Raw genomic sequence first — 15,418 nt, forward strand, 5'->3', positions numbered from 1 at the left:
CCCGCCGACAGACGCACCGCCGATCCACGATCGACGCCTCGAAGCCGGTGTTCCGCGTTGCCCACCCGGCGAGCAGGCAGGACAGTGGAGACCATGACCCAGCCGCAGGTACTCCTCGACATCGCCTACGACGAAGCCCTCCAGGGTCTGGCCGAGGGCGGCATCCCGATCGGCGCGGCCCTGTTCGACGCCGACGGCACCCTGCTCGGCCGCGGCCGCAACCGCCGCGTACAGAACGACGATCCGAGCGTCCACGCCGAAACCGACGCGTTCCGCGCCGCGGGCCGTCGCCGCGACTACCGCCCGACGATCATGGTCACCACCCTGTCCCCGTGCTGGTATTGCAGCGGCTTGGTGCGCCAGTTCGGCATCGGCACCGTGATCATCGGCGAGGCGCAAACCTTCCACGGCGGCCACGACTGGCTCGCCGAACACGGAGTCCGGGTGCTCGTGCTCGACGATCCACGCTGCGTGTCACTGATGCGCGAGTTCGTCGCCGACCGTCCCGAACTCTGGTTCGAGGACATCGGCGCGGTCTAGCCGGTCGATCTCAGCCGAAATTCGGTTGGTTCTGTACCCAACGGAAGTCCGTGCTGCGCAACGGGAATCGCTCGAGGTCGAGGCGATCGAGGGTGACCGTCGCGGGTCGGCCGTCGAGTTCGCCGCGCAGGGTCAGCTTGTCGGCCGAGGGATGGTCGACGGTGAATGTCGCGTACGGGGCGGGGGTCCGGTCCGGGCCGGTGGGTGCGGCGGCGAGTGTCATCGTGTTCGCCGCCAGGTCGGTCGTGGCGAGCACCGGCACGATCGTGTCGTCCATCCGCTGGTAGCCCGCGGTGCCGACGTCGATGACGAGGCGTTGCCAGCGCGCCGGATCGGTGGTGAGCGGCGGGATCGGGGCGGCCTCGATGCTGAACTCGCTGACTTCCCAGATGCCGTAGAGCTCGGGTTTCGGTGCGCCGCCACCGTATTCACGCCAGCTCTCCATCCCTGCGAAGATCATCCCCACGGTGATCCACAGCCCCACCGCGACCTGCGCCACGGTGGCCCACCGGTTCGCACGCTCGGACCTGAACAGCGGCGGTTGCACGGCCGGTTCCGAGTCTCGTTCCAGTACCAGGAAATTCGTCATCCGCCGGGCCTGCGGGGCCAGCAGCACCAGCCCCATCAGCAGCAGGTGCCCGGACAGCATCTTCACCGGGACGTCGTAGGTGAGGTTGAGCAGGAACACCTGCGCCATGCTGATCACGCCCAGCATCGCGCCCAGCGTCGCCGTGCGCGGCCAGAACAGCAGCAGTCCGGCGAGCACTTCGGCCGTACCCAACGCGATCTCGTAGGCGGGCGAGGATCCCACTTGCGTCCACAGCATCGCCATCGGCGTCAGATCACCGACACGAGTGAGCAGGGCGATCAGCGAGGGTTCCGGCATCTGCGTCGGGATCAGCTTCGCGAAACCGTAGAACAGCATCTGCCCACCCACGAACAACCTCAACGCGGTGAGGAACCAGCTGAGCAGCCGGGGATACGCGCGCCTACGCCGGTCGAGCACCGACCACACGACGGTGATCAGCACCGCGGCGATCGACACGAGGCCGCATTGGATCCAGATCGCCGCCTGGTCGCCGCTGCCACTCATGGTCAGCGCGGCCTCGACCCCGAACACGTGCTCGCCGATCCAGGCGCTCACCGGCTCGAGCGCGAGCATCTGCCAGAGCACGGCCTCCTCGGGCAACCACAGTGCGAAGACGCCGAGGAAGACGAAGCTCACCTGAGCCATCCACAGACAGAACAGACCGAGATAGGCGACACTGAACCGGAACGCGAGCCGGGTAACCGGATGCCAGGTCGGCGTAGGTGGTGGTGCGCTCGCAATATCGTCGTGCGTGCGCTCCGTGATCACTGTGGACACCCATACCTCCCCGTCGAGATCCTTTGTTACCGAAGCTAATCGGCCTCCCTCGCCGAGCGCGTCCGGGAAAACCCTGATCTTTACCCTGCCAACCCTGAACTCGACTCGACTCGACGATCCCGGAGCCGACTCCCACCGCCCAGCGTCTCCAGGTGTCGATCAGGCCCCTGCCCTGTCCGCCCTTCCTCGTGCGCTGGTGAATCCGATCAGCTACAGCGGTGCGCACGTGCGCGCACGAGATACATTCCGCCTCCTCCGACGAACAAAAAGGCAGCACCGAAAATGATCAGCAGCCGATACGGGTCACTCCGGCTGCCGTCACCGGCGGTCAATCCTCGCCCTGCTGAGAACGACAAGGCTTGAGATGCAAGAAGTGTGGACGCGGCCGAGGTGATCGACACCATCGGACCGAATACCGCGCTGATTCTCCCCATGTACCCTTCCGGCACCGCCTCTTGCAGAATCGGGCCCTGACACATGATGTATATCGAGAATATCGCCCCGCACATCAGCATAACCGCACAGGCCGTCACCAGCTGTCCAACGCATGCGTAGGCAACGTAGCCGAGACCGAGGGCCGACAATGCGAGCAGATAGGACCGGTTCACTCCGATCTGCCTGATCAGCTTGACGCCGAATACGGCACTGACTAAGTTACCAAATGGAAACATCATCGCCAGGACGCCGTATTGCCCTGGACTCAACCCAAGTGATTTAAGACCGAACAGCGCCAGTACCGAACTGTTTATACCGAGCGATACACCGTAGAAGCAAGCTCCGATAAGGACCACGCGCAACATCGGGGTATGCCATGCCGACCGGGCACCGTCGGCAAAGTCGAGCCAGAAATGTCCGGAGACCTTCCGTTGCGGCCGATAACTTCCGCGGACACGAACCATCATCACATAGGACATCGCATACGTGGTGATACATACACAAATGGCTATCCGAGCGCCGAACAGACCGAATACGGCCGGTCCGGCGACGGTGGCCATGATGGCGACGCCGGTGAGTGAGAACATCGACATACTTGCGGCTTCGATCCGTCGGTCCGACGGGATTATCATTTGCATGATCGCCGCCCTGGCCGGGTTGAAGCACTGCGCGCTGATTTCGGAGAGAAAAATACAGACGACAACCGCAACGAACGTTCGGCCAGGACTCAAATCACCGAACTGGACGAAGGTAAGCAGCGCCGTGAATATTCCGACTCTGATCCAATCGTTGACGATCATCGTCTTGCGAGAATTCCACCGATCGGCGTACACGCCCGCGATCGGGCCGACGACGATCCGCGGCACGGACGCCGCGAGAATCACCGCTCCGATCAAGGCGGGTAGGCGTGGACTGTCCGGAAACAGTCGAACTGCCACCCAGACCGTGCTCGTGCTGGCAAAAAGATACTCACCGAACGATGAGAACGCCTGTGCCAGCCAGAGGCGGCGATAGTCGGCTCCGATCGACAGCGCGCCGAATCGGTCGATCAGGGCGACCCGGGTCAGCACGTCTCTTGCGCTGTTCGGTTCGGCGCCAGAAGAAACTCCTCGTTCGATGGTTCGAACCGTTCAAGCCTTCCCCGCCACGACTCAACTGTCGGTCCAAACGTCATCCGTATCCCCCGATGCCTGCCATTAGCCCCCGGACCGAGCGAAGCTAGGTCGTCGATCCTGTCGACTAGTAAGACGCCGCGACGTGGCTCATGGTTCCGCCGTAGAGCAATGAATCTGGCACAAGCCTCCCTGATTCACCGGACGCCCGTCCGCGATCGAGCACCTTGCCCGACTGCCGAACGGCGCGGCGAACGCGGCGGTGCCGACGAAAACCGTCGTGGTCATCGACAAAGCTAGCCTCGGCCACGAACCGGCCGAGCAGGCGTTTCTCCCGCAAACTCCGTGAGCTTCGCGGAGCGGCGCGGAATCTGAGCCCGCCCGCCGCGACAGCAGGATGGACCGAAACACGGGATCGCCTCGGCCACACCCTGTCAACCCTGAATCTCACTCACCGACGCCGGGCTTACATTCGGGATAGTCTTCGGGTACCCAGAAGTGACACGCGTTACAGTTTTGTCGACAGGGGAGCCAGCACAGATGTCCGAAGATCAAGATCCGGCCGCGCAGATGTCGCTCACCGTCAGCGAGCGCGATCTGGACGAGCTCGCCGGACGGCTGACCAGCTGGCTGACCGACAAGGTGGGCGGCGACGTCGCGGTCAGCAATTTGAGCAAGCCGTCCAGCGGCGGCATGTCCAGCACCACCATCCTGTTCGACGCCGAATGGTCGACGGACGGCAACACCGAACAAGGGTCCTTCGTCATCCGGATGGCGCCGGAGGACAGCTCGTTCCCGGTGTTCGAGTCCTACGACCTGGCCATGCAGTACCAGGTGATGGCCGGTGTCGCCGCGGCCTCCGAGGTCGCCGTCCCACCGCTGCGCTGGCTCGAACTCGACGACTCCGTGTTCGGCTCACCGTTCCTGGTGATGGAACGGGTCGAGGGCAGGGCGCCGTCGGACAATCCGCCCTACGTGTTCTTCGGCTGGCTGTTCGACGCCACCGCCGCCGAGCGCGAGCTGGTTGCGGACGCGACCGTCGAGGTGATCGCGCAGGTACACGCCATCGACGATGTAGCCCAGCGCTTTCCGCTGCTCGATGGCGAGGGAACCGCGCTGCGCAGGCACTTCGAGGCCCAGCGCGCCTGGTACAAGTGGGCACTGACCGACCATGACGTCGAGGTCCCGCTGATCGAGCGATCCTTCGACTGGCTCGAGGCCAACTGGCCGGCCGATCCCGGTCCCGAAGTGCTGAACTGGGGCGATGCCCGCCCCGGCAACATCCTGTTCGAAGGCTTCACCCCGACGGCGGTGCTCGACTGGGAGATGGCGACCTTCGCGCCCCGTGAACTCGATCTGGGCTGGACCATCTTCATCCACAGGTTCTTCCAGGACATCGCGACCCGCTTCGACCAACCCGGCCTCGCGGACTTCCTTCGCCGCGACGCGGTGGTGGCGAAATACGAGGAACTGACCGGACATTCGGTGCGTGATCTGGACTTCTACATCGTCTACGCCGCGCTGCGGCACGCGATCGTGATGGCCAGGATCAAGTGCCGGATGATCCATTTCGGCGAGGACACCGTGCCCGCCGAGCTCGACGACTACGTGATGCATCGCCTCAGCCTCGAGGCGCTGCTCGACGGCACCTACGAGTGGGACTGACCATGAGCGCGATCATGCCCGTACCCCTGGACGAGTACCCGGTCCATCAGACCCCGCTGTCGCTGGCGAGGGTGGCCACCAGCGACCGGAATTTCTACGACCGCTACTACTTCAACGCCTTCGACCCCGCAGGCGACGCGATGCTGATCACCGGATTCGGCGTATATCCGAATCTCGGTGTGGTCGACGCTTTCGCGGTGGTGCGCCACGGTGACGCCCAGCGCAGTGTGCGGTTCTCCGACGCGCTCCCCGCACGGGATCTGAACACCACCGTCGGTGGCTACCGGCTCGAGGTGATCGAGCCGTTGCAGAAGTTGCGCGTGGTGTGCGAACACGACGATCTCGCTTTCGACCTCACCTGGACCGGCGCGCAGCCCGCCGTGCAGGAGCAGCCGCACCTGATCCTGTCCGGCACCCGTCCGATGATCGAGGCCTCCCGATTCGCCCAATTGGGTTCGTGGGCGGGCACTCTCGCCGTCGACGGCATCGACTACACGGTGGACCCGGCGGTCTGGACCGGCAGCCGTGACCGATCCTGGGGCATCCGACCGTCCGGCGAGCCGGAACCCGCCGGTCGACCCACCGGCATGGACGGTTTCTGGTGGCTGTACGCACCGCTGCGGTTCCAGGACTTCTCCATCGTGGTGATCATCCAGGAGGAACCGGACGGCACCCGGACGCTCAACAACGCGGTCCGGATCTGGAACGACGGCCGCAAGGAACAGCTGGGCTGGCCCCGCATGCACTGGTCCTACGAGTCCGGCAGCAGGCACCCGAAGTCGGTGCGTCTGGACATGACCACGCCCGACGGCAAACCGCTCGAGGTGGAGGTCCAATCGCGCCCCGGCATCGCCCTGCACGTGGGCTGCGGCTACGGCGCCGACCCCGACTGGACCCACGGCCGCTGGATGGGCGAGAACTGGTCGCTGTCGAGCGCCTACGACCTCACCGACCCCGCGATCAAGGCCCGTATCCCCTACGGCGTGATCGACCACATCGGCTACGCCCGCTGCGGCGACGCCGAAGGCTGGGGCCTGTTCGAACACGCCTCCATGGGCCGCCACGACCCCACAGGTTTCGCCGATTGGTCCTCCGTCGCCCCTTGACGGGACCACTCGCGCGAGAAGAAAAGGCGCCGCCGCGACAACGAGGTCGCGGCGGCTCCGATTTCTTATGCGGCCGTGGCGAAGTCGGCCAACAGCGACGGCACCGCGGCATCGAATCCGGCGACGTCGAGCATCCCCGCGTCCGCCGGATCGGCGATGCTGAAGTTCGTCGCGGTCATGCCGACCACCACGAGCTTGGCCCGCGGGTTCACCTCGCGGCGGTACCGGGCCAGTGCCTGGTGCGGGTGCACCGAACCCGCCCATGTCTCGTTGTCGGTGTAGATCGAGAACACATCGACCTCGATGCCCTTGTCCAACGCGTGCAGAATGGGCAGCGAGCAGTCGGTGCCGCCGAACGGCAATCCCGACACCGCCGACACCGCGTCGTCGAGACGCTGACGCGGCGAGATCGACAGCTGGGACAGGTCGCGCGCTCCCTGCCACCCCTTGCCGCCCGAAGTGAACCCGACGATCTGGTGCTGCGGCTCGGTGCGTGCGGTGACCAGGGCGAGCGCGGCCGAGGCCTCACGCGCCGAGATCGGCAGTCCCCCGATCCCACTCATCATCGAACCCGAGACATCCAGCGCCAACAGGTGACGCAGGCCGGTCGGCAGCACGGACTCGAAGGCCGCGTAGAACGCGGTATCGAGGGCGTCGACGACCGGAGCCGACGGCGCCCAGGTGCCCGCACCGCGCGCCGAACGTCCGGACGCGTAGGTGCGCAACGCGATCAGCACCGACACCGGGTGTACCCGAGCCTTGCGCAGCCGTGCCGGGTCGGCGAGCTGCGCGCAGATCGCCGCGCTGCGCGGTCCGAGCGGATCGAGCAGGCCGAGACGGGTCAGGCGCGGCAGCTGGCGTAGCAATGCTGTCTGCGGAATACCGTTGTCCAGCAACGCTTCCCACACCGGTGCGGTGTTCAGCGCGGCATCGGGCAGCATCTCCCAGCTGAGCCGGTACTCGCGCACCAACTCCGGTACCTGCGCCACCGGTGCGTTCTGCGCTCGCCCGAAACCGTCGAGCAGGGCCAACCCGTCGAGTTCCGGAGCGCGGCCGCAGATCCAGTCGAACAGCCTGCGGCGCTCGTCGTCGGTGGTCGCCGGGTGCGACAGGCGCAGCAGGTCGCGGTGCGACCAGCCCTCACGCTGCCGGTACTTCACCACCTGGTAGGCCAGTGCGTCGACCGGCTTGTCCAGGTACCAGTTCGCGACGGCCCGCTGGAGACCACGACCCCAGCCGCGGAACTGCTCGGCGTAGCCGGCGAACAGGAACAGGTGCGTGCCGGTCCGCGCCACGAGCGGCAGTGCGGCGAGAGCGGCGCGGCGACCGTCGACATCCCCGAGTGACGCGGCGGCGGCCAGCGCGAACAGGGCCGGGTTCGGGCGCGGAGCGCGCCCGGAGGTGGAGATCTCGACGATCTCGCGAACGAGGTCGGCGGTGTGCTGGGCGGCGTACTCGGCGATGAATTCGACATTGTCGGCCGTCAACGCCTGCGCGTTGACGTAAAAGGTTCCGGATTCCGTTCCGAGCGTGAGAAAGCGGCGCGCCCGCGCCTGTGGAGTGATCTCGAAGACGTAGCCGCCCGCATTGTTGACCACCTGCCGGGTATCGGCGGGCAGGGTCTGCGGCGTGCTGCGACGAGAAATGCGCGACAAGATATTCATTGTTCCCCCTCCGATACGTATACCGGCGTCGATGATTCGGTCCCGGACCCGACGGGACATGTGGTGCCGTGATGAGCGGACGGACGTGTGGTTACGGCCGAACAACGGAAATCGCTTTCCGCCACGGGGTTCGAACCCGCTGGACCCTGAGGTCGTGCCAGATAACCGACCGAATCCGGTCCGTCCTGCTCATTACATGGGCAGTTGCTCGGCGGACGTGTGTGTCCCGACCGGTATAGGCGCTCTACCAGGCTGAACTACCGCCACCTTGTGATGGCGGGCAGGATTCGAACCTGCGACATCCCCAATCCGAATGGTAACCGATCAGATCCGGTCCGCCTCGCAACTGCTGGAAACAACGTTACTGCCCATGATCGAACTTTCCCACTGAATTGATTCGGCATCATGAACGCGGCGATACCGTCGCTGCGGCGATCACTATCCCGTCGACAATTGTTCTGCCGCACACGAGTTCGCCGTGGCCCGCGAGCAGAGCCGCGGCTTCCGCGACGCTGGGCGTGCCGACGGCCGCCGACGTGTGATCCGAACGGTGCCGCACGTCCACCTCGGCCAGTTGCTCGGCGGTGAACGCCACCACGGCCACGCGGAGGGTCGCCGCGGCGGCCAGGACACCGGGTTCGATCGCACGCCGGTCGAGGGTCGCCAAGCAGACGATGGTGGTGTCGCCGACGACCGCGCGTACCGCGCGAACGATCCGCTCCGCCTCGGTTCCCGGCCGGACACCGATGCCGACGGCCAGCGGCGAACCCGCCGGTGCATCACCGGTTGTCGGTGGTACCTCGCCGTCGGAGGTCGTCATCGTCGCCGTGCGCCGGGCATCAGTGGTCGAATCGTCTCGCGGCGCTGACGAATCGGGCGATGGCGTCGGGATTTCCCGCCGGATGGGTGTGCAGGTAGGAGGCGTGTACCTGGCGGATCACGGCGCCTTCGGCCACGGAATCCGTTGTCCGCCAACCCCAGGCGGCGTTCTCCGCGCCGGCGCGTGCCAGCCGGGTGCGGTGGAATTCGTGGCCACGTACCCGGGCCCCCGCTCGCCACAGCGCCGAGTCGTGCAGGGCGACGGCGTCGCGGTAGCCGAGCGTCAGGCGTGGGCCGAATTCGGCGTCGGCGTCGATGACCCCCGCCATCTGATGGCCGTCGAGGGAGCGCGTGAGGTAGAGGAGTCCAGCGCACTCGGCGTGGATCGGCAGGCCTCTCGCCGCACCCTCGGCCACTGCGGTGCGCAGGCGCTCGTTGGCTGACAGCTGCCCGGCATGCTCCTCCGGGAAACCCCCGGGAAGTACCAATCCCGCAGTGCCGACGGGGAGTTCATCGGACAGTGGATCGAACACCACCACCCGGGCACCGGCGGCGACCAGCAGTTCCCGATGCTCGGCATAGCCGAACGTGAACGCCGGACCGCCCGCCATCGCGATCAAGGGATCTCTGCCCGAGACAACGCCGGACCGCGCGTCCGTTGCGCGCGTGTCGTCAGCGCTGCCGTCGCCCGCGGAACTTGTTCCACCCGTGGCATGTTCAGCGGCCGCGGCCAGTTCGACCTGCGGATCCCACGTGGCGCCCAGCACCGAGCCACCGGCCAACGCGACGACGGCACGCAGGTCCACGTGTGCTGTGACGAGTTCGGTCATGGCGTCGACAGCGGCGGTGGCGGCGGAGCCGTGTTCGACGGCGGGGATGAGGCCGAGATGGCGGGAGGGGACCTCCAGTTCGGCCATGCGGGGCAGCGCGCCGAGAACGGGCAGGCCGACGCGGTCGCAGGCCGCGCGCAGAACTTGTTCGTGGCGTTCGCTGCCGACCCGGTTGAGGATCACGCCGCCGAGGCGAACCGAGGAGTCGTAGGTGGCGAAACCGTGCAGGAGCGCGGCGAGACTCTGGGAATGGCCGCGAGCGTCGACCACCAGGACCACCGGTGCCCCGAGCAGCCCGGCCACCTGCGCGGTGGAACCCTCGGCGATCGCATCGCTCCGGTTCTCGTCGATCCTGCCGTCGAACAGGCCCATAACGCCTTCGACGATCGCGATATCGCAGCCCTGCGCGCCGTGCCGATACAGCGGAACCACCCGATCCTCGCCCACCAGAACGGGATCCAGATTGCGCCCCGGCCGCCCGGCCGCGAGCCCGTGATAGCCGGGATCGATGTAGTCGGGTCCGACTTTGAACGGCGCCACTCGATGACCGGCACGCCGTAGCGCACCGATCAGCCCGGTGGCCAACGTGGTCTTTCCGCTGCCCGACGCCGGGGCCGCGATCACCACCGCGGGTGCGCTCATCACAGACCGCCCTCGGTCCGGGCGGTCGGCGCCGTCACCATTCGATACCGCGCTGTCCCTTTCGGCCCGCGTCCATCGGGTGCTTGACCTTGGTCATCTCGGTGACGAGGTCGGCGACCTCGATCAGGGCCGCGGGTGCGTCGCGGCCGGTAACGACCACGTGCTGGTTGCCGGGGCGGTTGGCGAGAGTGTCGACGACCTCGTCGATGTCCACCCAGCCCCATTTCAGGGGGTAGGTGAACTCGTCGAGGACGTAGAAGCGGTGTTGTTCGGCGGCCAGGCGGCGGGAGATCTCCTGCCAGCCGGACAGGGCGGCGGCCGCGTGGTCTTCTTCGGTGCCGTGCTTGCGGGTCCAGGACCAGCCTTCGCCCATCTTGTGCCACTCCACCGCGCCACCGGCGCCGGTCTGCTCGTGCAGGGTCCCGAGGGTTCGGAACGCGGCTTCCTCGCCGACCTTCCACTTCGCGCTCTTCACGAACTGGAAGACCGCCACATCGAAGCCCTGGTTCCAGGCCCGCAACGCCATCCCGAACGCCGCGGTGGACTTGCCCTTGCCCGGTCCCGTGTGCACCGCCAGGACCGCTTGGTTGCGCCGCTGACGGGTCGTCAGGCCGTCCTCGGGCACACTCTCGGGAACACCTTTGGGCACTGGTCACTCCTCGTCATCTGTCGCACTGACGCGCGTGTTCGCGGCGCACGGTGGCCCGCGAGGCCAGCTCGTCACCATTTCTATCAGGGCGCGCCCGGAGCCTCCGGGGGCGTGGCGGCTTTACGCCGCGCGAGCGGGCGAGCCGGTGGCGCGGACCACGTCGGCGACGGTCTCACCGGTGAGTTCGGTCAAGCGCAGGTAGCGGGCACGCAGGTCGCGCGCCAATTCGGCGGCGAGGCCGAGGCGGATCATGCCGCGTTCACAGTCGATGACCATGGCGGTGTGGCCTTCGGCGGCCAGCACCCTGGCGGCGGTGCGGGCGCGCGGAAGGGGGTCGGTCCCGCCGGTGGCGCGGCCGTCGGTGAGCAGCACCAGCATGGGGCGGCGGCGCGGGTCACGGACGTGTTCGCGAGCGATCACCTCGCGGGCCTTCAGCAGACCCGCGGCGAGTGGTGTCTTGCCGCCGGTGCGCATCCCCGCCAAGCGGCGGACCGCGATGTCGACCGAGGAGGTCGGCGGCAGAACGAGTTCGGCTTCGCTACCGCGGACGCTGATCACGGCCACCTTGTCGCGACGCTGGTAGGCGTCGCGCAGCAGGGTGACGATGGCGCCGGTCACGGCGGTGAGGCGGTCGCGCGCGGCCATCGAGCCGGACGCGTCGACGACGAAAACGACCAGATTGCCTTCTCGGCCTTCGCGATACGCGCCGCGCAGGTCTTCGGCTTCCAGAGCCAGCGGGCCATCGATCCTGCCGCGTTCGAACTGTTTCGGCGCGGCCGCGAAGACCGTGCCGAGCAGGTGCAGGCCGGTCGAAGGGTCGACGTCGGGACGGACGGTCCGGCCGGTTCGGGTCCTGGCACGGGAACGTCGGCCCGGGGCGCCTTCGCCGATACCGGGGACCTCCCAGCGCGGCGCGGGCTTGGCCGCCGAAGTCGGTGTACCCGAGAGCTTTTCGGGTCCGGGTCGCGAGCCGTTGCCTGGGTCGTCCTGGCTGGAGCTGTCCGACCGGTCGCCGCCGGAACCACCACCGCTCGGTCCGCCGTCGGGCCCCTGATCGTGGGGACCACCACCGCCGGGACCCCCGTCGTCCGGGCCACCGTCATCGGGACCGTCGTCGGGACCGCCTTCGCGACCGGTGCCCCGCGACCGCTCATCGGCCTGAGGGTCGAAACCCTCCGGGCGAGCCGAGTCACCACCGTCAGCCTGGAGTTCGTCCTCGTCGCCGTCGCCCGATCCACGCGGACCGTCGAATTCCTCATCCCCCGAAGCTTTTTCGACTTCCGCCGCCGCGGCCTCCATCGCGTCGTCAAGCTGCTGCTCACTGATCCCCGGCTCGTCGAAGGGATCCCGCCGACGACGATGCGGCAGCGCGAGTTCCGCGGCGATCCGCACATCGTCCTCGGTGACCCGATCTCGGCCACGCCACGCCGCGTGCGCGGTCGCGGTCCTGGCGACCACCAGGTCGGCGCGCATCCCGTCGACATCGAACGACGCGCACAGCGCCGCGATCCGCCGCAGCTCGGAGTTGTCCAGCGCGACCTCGGGCAACCGGTCCCGCGCGGTCAGAATGCGTTCGGCCACCACCTGATCGGCGTCGACGTAGCGGGCGGCGAACCCGGCGGGGTCGGCCTCGTAGTCCAAGCGACGGCGCACCACCGCCATTCGCACGTCGACCTCGCGCGAGGCCGCCACATCGACGGTGAGCCCGAATCGGTCGAGCAGCTGCGGCCGCAACTCCCCCTCTTCGGGGTTCATCGTCCCGACCAGGACGAATCGCGCCTCGTGCGAGTGCGAGACACCGTCACGCTCGACGTGCACCCGGCCCATCGCCGCCGCGTCGAGCAGCACGTCCACCAGATGGTCGTGCAGCAGGTTCACTTCGTCGACGTAGAGCACGCCGTGGTGGGCCGCGGCCAGCAATCCGGGCCGGAACGCCTGTTCCCCGTCCCGCAGCACCCGCTCGAGGTCCAGTGAGCCGACGACCCGGTCTTCGGTGGCGCCCACCGGCAACTCCACCAGCCGCGCGGGTCGCGCTCCGGTCTCGTCGACCACAGGCGGCAGCAACTGCGCCAGCGCGCGCACCACGGTCGACTTCGCGGTGCCCTTCTCGCCACGCACGAGCACGCCACCGATTCCGGGGTGCACGGCCGACAAGATCAACGCCAGCTGCAGCCGCTCCTGCCCCACCACAGCGGAGAACGGGAACCCCGCCTCACCCGCCGCGCGCGCGGCGGTATGCGGACCAGCGGCAACATCAGCAAAACCAGGCACGCCCCAACTCTATGCGCGCGCAGATCCCGGCAGCCCACGGGGCATCGACGGGGCGGGAGCCGAAGCCCGACGCCATCGCCGACCTGCTCGAAACCGGCGAGAAGCCGAGGACGACACGGAGAACCGCGTCAGCCGCGCAGCATCGGCACGTGCATGATCCCGTCGTCGTCGTATTCCGGCCCGTCGGCGGCGAAACCGAACTTCGCGTACATGCCGACCAGGTGCGACTGGGCATCCAATCGCACAGTGGCCGAACCGGTTTCAGCCAGCGCGGCCTGCATCAGCCGGGTGGTGTAGCCGTGTTTTCGAGCGGACGGCGCGACGCACACCCGGCCGATGCGATAGCTGCGCACCCCGTCGACGAACTCTTCGAGCAGGCGCAGGGTGCCGAGCACCGAGCCGTCGTCGAGCCACAGATGCCGGGTGGTCGGCAGCAGGTCGCGACCGTCCAGCTCCGGATAGGCGCATTCCTGCTCGACGACGAAAACGTCCACGCGAAGCCGCAACAGCCGGTACAGGGTGGCGGCGTCGAGATCCGCCGCCCACGACCGTCTCAGCTCGACGTTCACACCTGCGCGAAGCTCGCGGCGTGCTCGCGCGCGGGCGCGTTGGTGCCGTCCAGCTTCAGCGACTTGCTGGTCCAGTCCCAGACTTCCTGGAACAGGGCCTGGTTCTCCGACAGCTTCTGTCCGAGCGAGGGGATCATCTGCTGCAGCTGCGGCGTCCAGCCCGTGTACTGCTCCGGGAAGCAACGCTGCATCACGTCGAGCATGGCGGTGACACAGGTCGACGCGCCCGGCGAGGCACCGAGCAGACCGGCGATGGTGCCGTCCTCGGCGGAGATGACGGCGGTGCCGAACTCGAGCACGCCACCGATGCCCTTACGACGGATGACCTGCACGCGCTGACCGGCGGTGATCAGCTCCCAGTCGCGGCCCTGCGCGCGCGGCAGGAATTCGCCGAGCACGCCGACCTTGCCGTTCTGCGACTTGAGCAGTTCCTCGACCAGGTACTTGGTCAGGCCGAGCTCGGTGAGACCGACGCCGACGAGTGAGCCGATGTTGTTGGGCTTGATCGACTTGAACAGGTCGGCGTTCGAGCCGTCCTTCAGGAACTTGGGGGTCCAGCCCGCGTAGGGGCCGAACAGCAGGCCCTTCTGGCCGTTGATGACGCGGGTGTCGAGGTGCGGCACCGACATGGGCGGCGCACCGACGGCGGCCTTGCCGTAGACCTTGGCCTCGTGCGCGGCGATCAGCTCGGGGTTGGTGGAGCGCAGGAACTGGCCGCTGATCGGGAAGCCGCCGAAGCCCTTGGCCTCTTTGATGCCGGCCTTCTGCAGCAGCGGCAGCGCGCCGCCACCGGCGCCGACGAAGACGAACTTCGCGTTGATGGTGCGCGACTGGTAGGTGCGCAGGTTGCGGACGGTGACGTTCCAGGAACCGTCGGACTGCTTGTCGAGGTTGCGGACCTCGGTGCCGAAGGCGATCTCGCCGCCGGAGTAGCCGATGTAGGCGAGCAGCTGCTTGGTGAGCGCGCCGAAGTCGATATCGGTGCCGCCGTCGGACCAGTTCAACGCGATCGGGTCGCTGAAATCACGGCCCTTGGCCATCAGCGGCAGCCGCGCGGCGAACTCGTCGGGGGCGTCGATGAACTCCATACCGCGGAACAGCGGGTGCGGCGACAGCGCCTCGTGACGCTTGCGCAGGTACTCGACGTTGTCGGCGCCGTGCACGAAGCTGACGTGCGGGATGGGGTTGATGAAGCCCGCGGGGTCGTCCAGCACGGCGGTGTCGACGGCGGAGGCCCAGAACTGGCGCGAGACCTGGAAGCGCTCGTTGATGTCGACGGCCTTGCTCACGTCGACCGAGCCGTCGGCGTTCTGCGGGCTGTAGTTGAGCTCGCACAGCGCCGAGTGGCCGGTACCCGCGTTGTTCCACGGGTCGCTGCTCTCCGCGGCGGCGGCGTCGAGCCGCTCGAACACCGAGATCGTCCAATCCGGCTGCAGCTGCCGCAGCAGCGCGCCCAGCGTGGCACTCATGATGCCTGCGCCGATGAGAACTACATCGGTCTTTTCACTCTTCGCAGCGTTCGGCACGGGTAGATCGACTTCCTTGTCCTTCTCAGCTACCCACCGGCGGGTGAGTTCGCTTGGCGCGGGCGCTTTGGCGGTGTTCATGCGACTCGCGGTGAATCGCCGGGAGGTAGGTTACCCGTCGTTCACCTTCTGCCAATTGTGCACCTCACCTGAGCACAGTTCTGCAACGGACCTCCCGAATGTGATGAAAACCAAGCCTGCACGTCACCATGACCGCGCGATAG

General features: G+C 67.4%; 12 protein-coding genes and 1 tRNA gene. 3 read left to right on the forward strand and 10 right to left on the reverse strand.

The window, feature by feature from the left end; genetic code table 11:
* Positions 1–93: 93 nt before the first annotated feature.
* A complete protein-coding gene (locus QX204_RS22290) occupies positions 94–540 on the forward strand; it encodes a nucleoside deaminase (RefSeq protein ID WP_301902013.1) in 447 nt (148 codons plus the stop codon).
* Between the two features lie 10 nt (positions 541–550).
* On the opposite strand, the gene QX204_RS22295 is transcribed toward QX204_RS22290, so the two are convergent.
* Both QX204_RS22295 and QX204_RS22300 read right to left on the reverse strand, forming a co-directional pair.
* Complete coding sequence (locus QX204_RS22295) at positions 551–1,906, reverse strand: DoxX family protein (protein WP_301902015.1); 1,356 nt, start codon at positions 1,904–1,906, stop codon at positions 551–553.
* 206 nt (positions 1,907–2,112) lie between these two features.
* Entirely contained in the window at positions 2,113–3,411 is a 1,299-nt protein-coding gene (locus tag QX204_RS22300; RefSeq protein ID WP_301902016.1) for an MFS transporter, read from the reverse strand.
* Positions 3,412–3,993: 582 nt separating this feature from the next.
* Between QX204_RS22300 and QX204_RS22305 the strand changes: the two genes are divergently transcribed.
* The gene (locus QX204_RS22305) at positions 3,994–5,118 is read left to right on the forward strand and encodes a phosphotransferase family protein (RefSeq protein ID WP_301902018.1); all 1,125 of its coding nucleotides are present in this window, start codon (positions 3,994–3,996) and stop codon (positions 5,116–5,118) included.
* A 14-nt stretch (positions 5,119–5,132) separates the two neighbouring features.
* Positions 5,133–6,224, forward strand: a complete 1,092-nt coding sequence (locus tag QX204_RS22310; protein ID WP_301902020.1) for an Rv3169 family protein — start codon at positions 5,133–5,135, stop codon at positions 6,222–6,224.
* Positions 6,225–6,289: 65 nt separating this feature from the next.
* On the opposite strand, the gene QX204_RS22315 is transcribed toward QX204_RS22310, so the two are convergent.
* From QX204_RS22315 to mqo, 8 genes are all read right to left on the reverse strand, one after another.
* On the reverse strand, positions 6,290–7,888 hold the full coding sequence (locus QX204_RS22315; RefSeq protein ID WP_301902021.1) for a TROVE domain-containing protein: 1,599 nt from the start codon (positions 7,886–7,888) through the stop codon (positions 6,290–6,292).
* A gap of 274 nt (positions 7,889–8,162) precedes the next feature.
* Positions 8,163–8,228, reverse strand: a tRNA-Pro gene (locus tag QX204_RS22320).
* A 63-nt stretch (positions 8,229–8,291) separates the two neighbouring features.
* Entirely contained in the window at positions 8,292–8,708 is a 417-nt protein-coding gene (locus tag QX204_RS22325) for a cobalamin biosynthesis protein (protein WP_301902023.1), read from the reverse strand.
* Between the two features lie 19 nt (positions 8,709–8,727).
* Positions 8,728–10,179 (reverse strand): cobyrinic acid a,c-diamide synthase CobB, encoded by a 1,452-nt coding sequence (locus tag QX204_RS22330; RefSeq protein ID WP_301902025.1) that lies wholly within the window; start codon positions 10,177–10,179, stop codon positions 8,728–8,730.
* Positions 10,180–10,213: 34 nt separating this feature from the next.
* Positions 10,214–10,828, reverse strand: a complete 615-nt coding sequence (gene cobO / locus QX204_RS22335; RefSeq protein WP_301902026.1) for a cob(I)yrinic acid a,c-diamide adenosyltransferase — start codon at positions 10,826–10,828, stop codon at positions 10,214–10,216.
* Between the two features lie 120 nt (positions 10,829–10,948).
* Positions 10,949–13,018 (reverse strand): magnesium chelatase subunit D family protein, encoded by a 2,070-nt coding sequence (locus tag QX204_RS22340; RefSeq protein ID WP_301908074.1) that lies wholly within the window; start codon positions 13,016–13,018, stop codon positions 10,949–10,951.
* Positions 13,019–13,227: 209 nt separating this feature from the next.
* The gene (locus tag QX204_RS22345; protein ID WP_301902027.1) at positions 13,228–13,668 is read right to left on the reverse strand and encodes a GNAT family N-acetyltransferase; all 441 of its coding nucleotides are present in this window, start codon (positions 13,666–13,668) and stop codon (positions 13,228–13,230) included.
* Positions 13,665–15,137 carry a malate dehydrogenase (quinone) gene (gene mqo, locus QX204_RS22350; RefSeq protein WP_301908075.1) on the reverse strand — a complete coding sequence of 491 codons (1,473 nt, stop codon included), beginning with the start codon at positions 15,135–15,137 and terminating at the stop codon, positions 13,665–13,667. Before mqo ends, QX204_RS22345 begins: the two co-directional genes overlap by 4 nt.
* Between the last annotated feature and the right edge of the window lie 281 nt (positions 15,138–15,418).

Origin of the sequence: Nocardia sp. PE-7, assembly GCF_030486425.1 — a bacterium.
GTDB classification, from domain to species: domain Bacteria; phylum Actinomycetota; class Actinomycetes; order Mycobacteriales; family Mycobacteriaceae; genus Nocardia; species Nocardia salmonicida_A.

What these genes read in the sequence shown, in the direction of transcription:
- QX204_RS22290 (WP_301902013.1), top strand. Translation starts at nt 94, where the DNA reads ATGACCCAGCCGCAGGTACTCCTCGACATCGCCTACGACGAAGCCCTC.
- QX204_RS22305 (WP_301902018.1), top strand. Translation starts at nt 3,994, where the DNA reads ATGTCCGAAGATCAAGATCCGGCCGCGCAGATGTCGCTCACCGTCAGC.
- QX204_RS22310 (WP_301902020.1), top strand. Translation starts at nt 5,133, where the DNA reads ATGCCCGTACCCCTGGACGAGTACCCGGTCCATCAGACCCCGCTGTCG.
- QX204_RS22315 (WP_301902021.1), bottom strand. Translation starts at nt 7,888, where the DNA reads ATGAATATCTTGTCGCGCATTTCTCGTCGCAGCACGCCGCAGACCCTG.
- QX204_RS22325 (WP_301902023.1), bottom strand. Translation starts at nt 8,708, where the DNA reads ATGACGACCTCCGACGGCGAGGTACCACCGACAACCGGTGATGCACCG.
- QX204_RS22330 (WP_301902025.1), bottom strand. Translation starts at nt 10,179, where the DNA reads ATGAGCGCACCCGCGGTGGTGATCGCGGCCCCGGCGTCGGGCAGCGGA.
- mqo (WP_301908075.1), bottom strand. Translation starts at nt 15,137, where the DNA reads ATGAGTGCCACGCTGGGCGCGCTGCTGCGGCAGCTGCAGCCGGATTGG.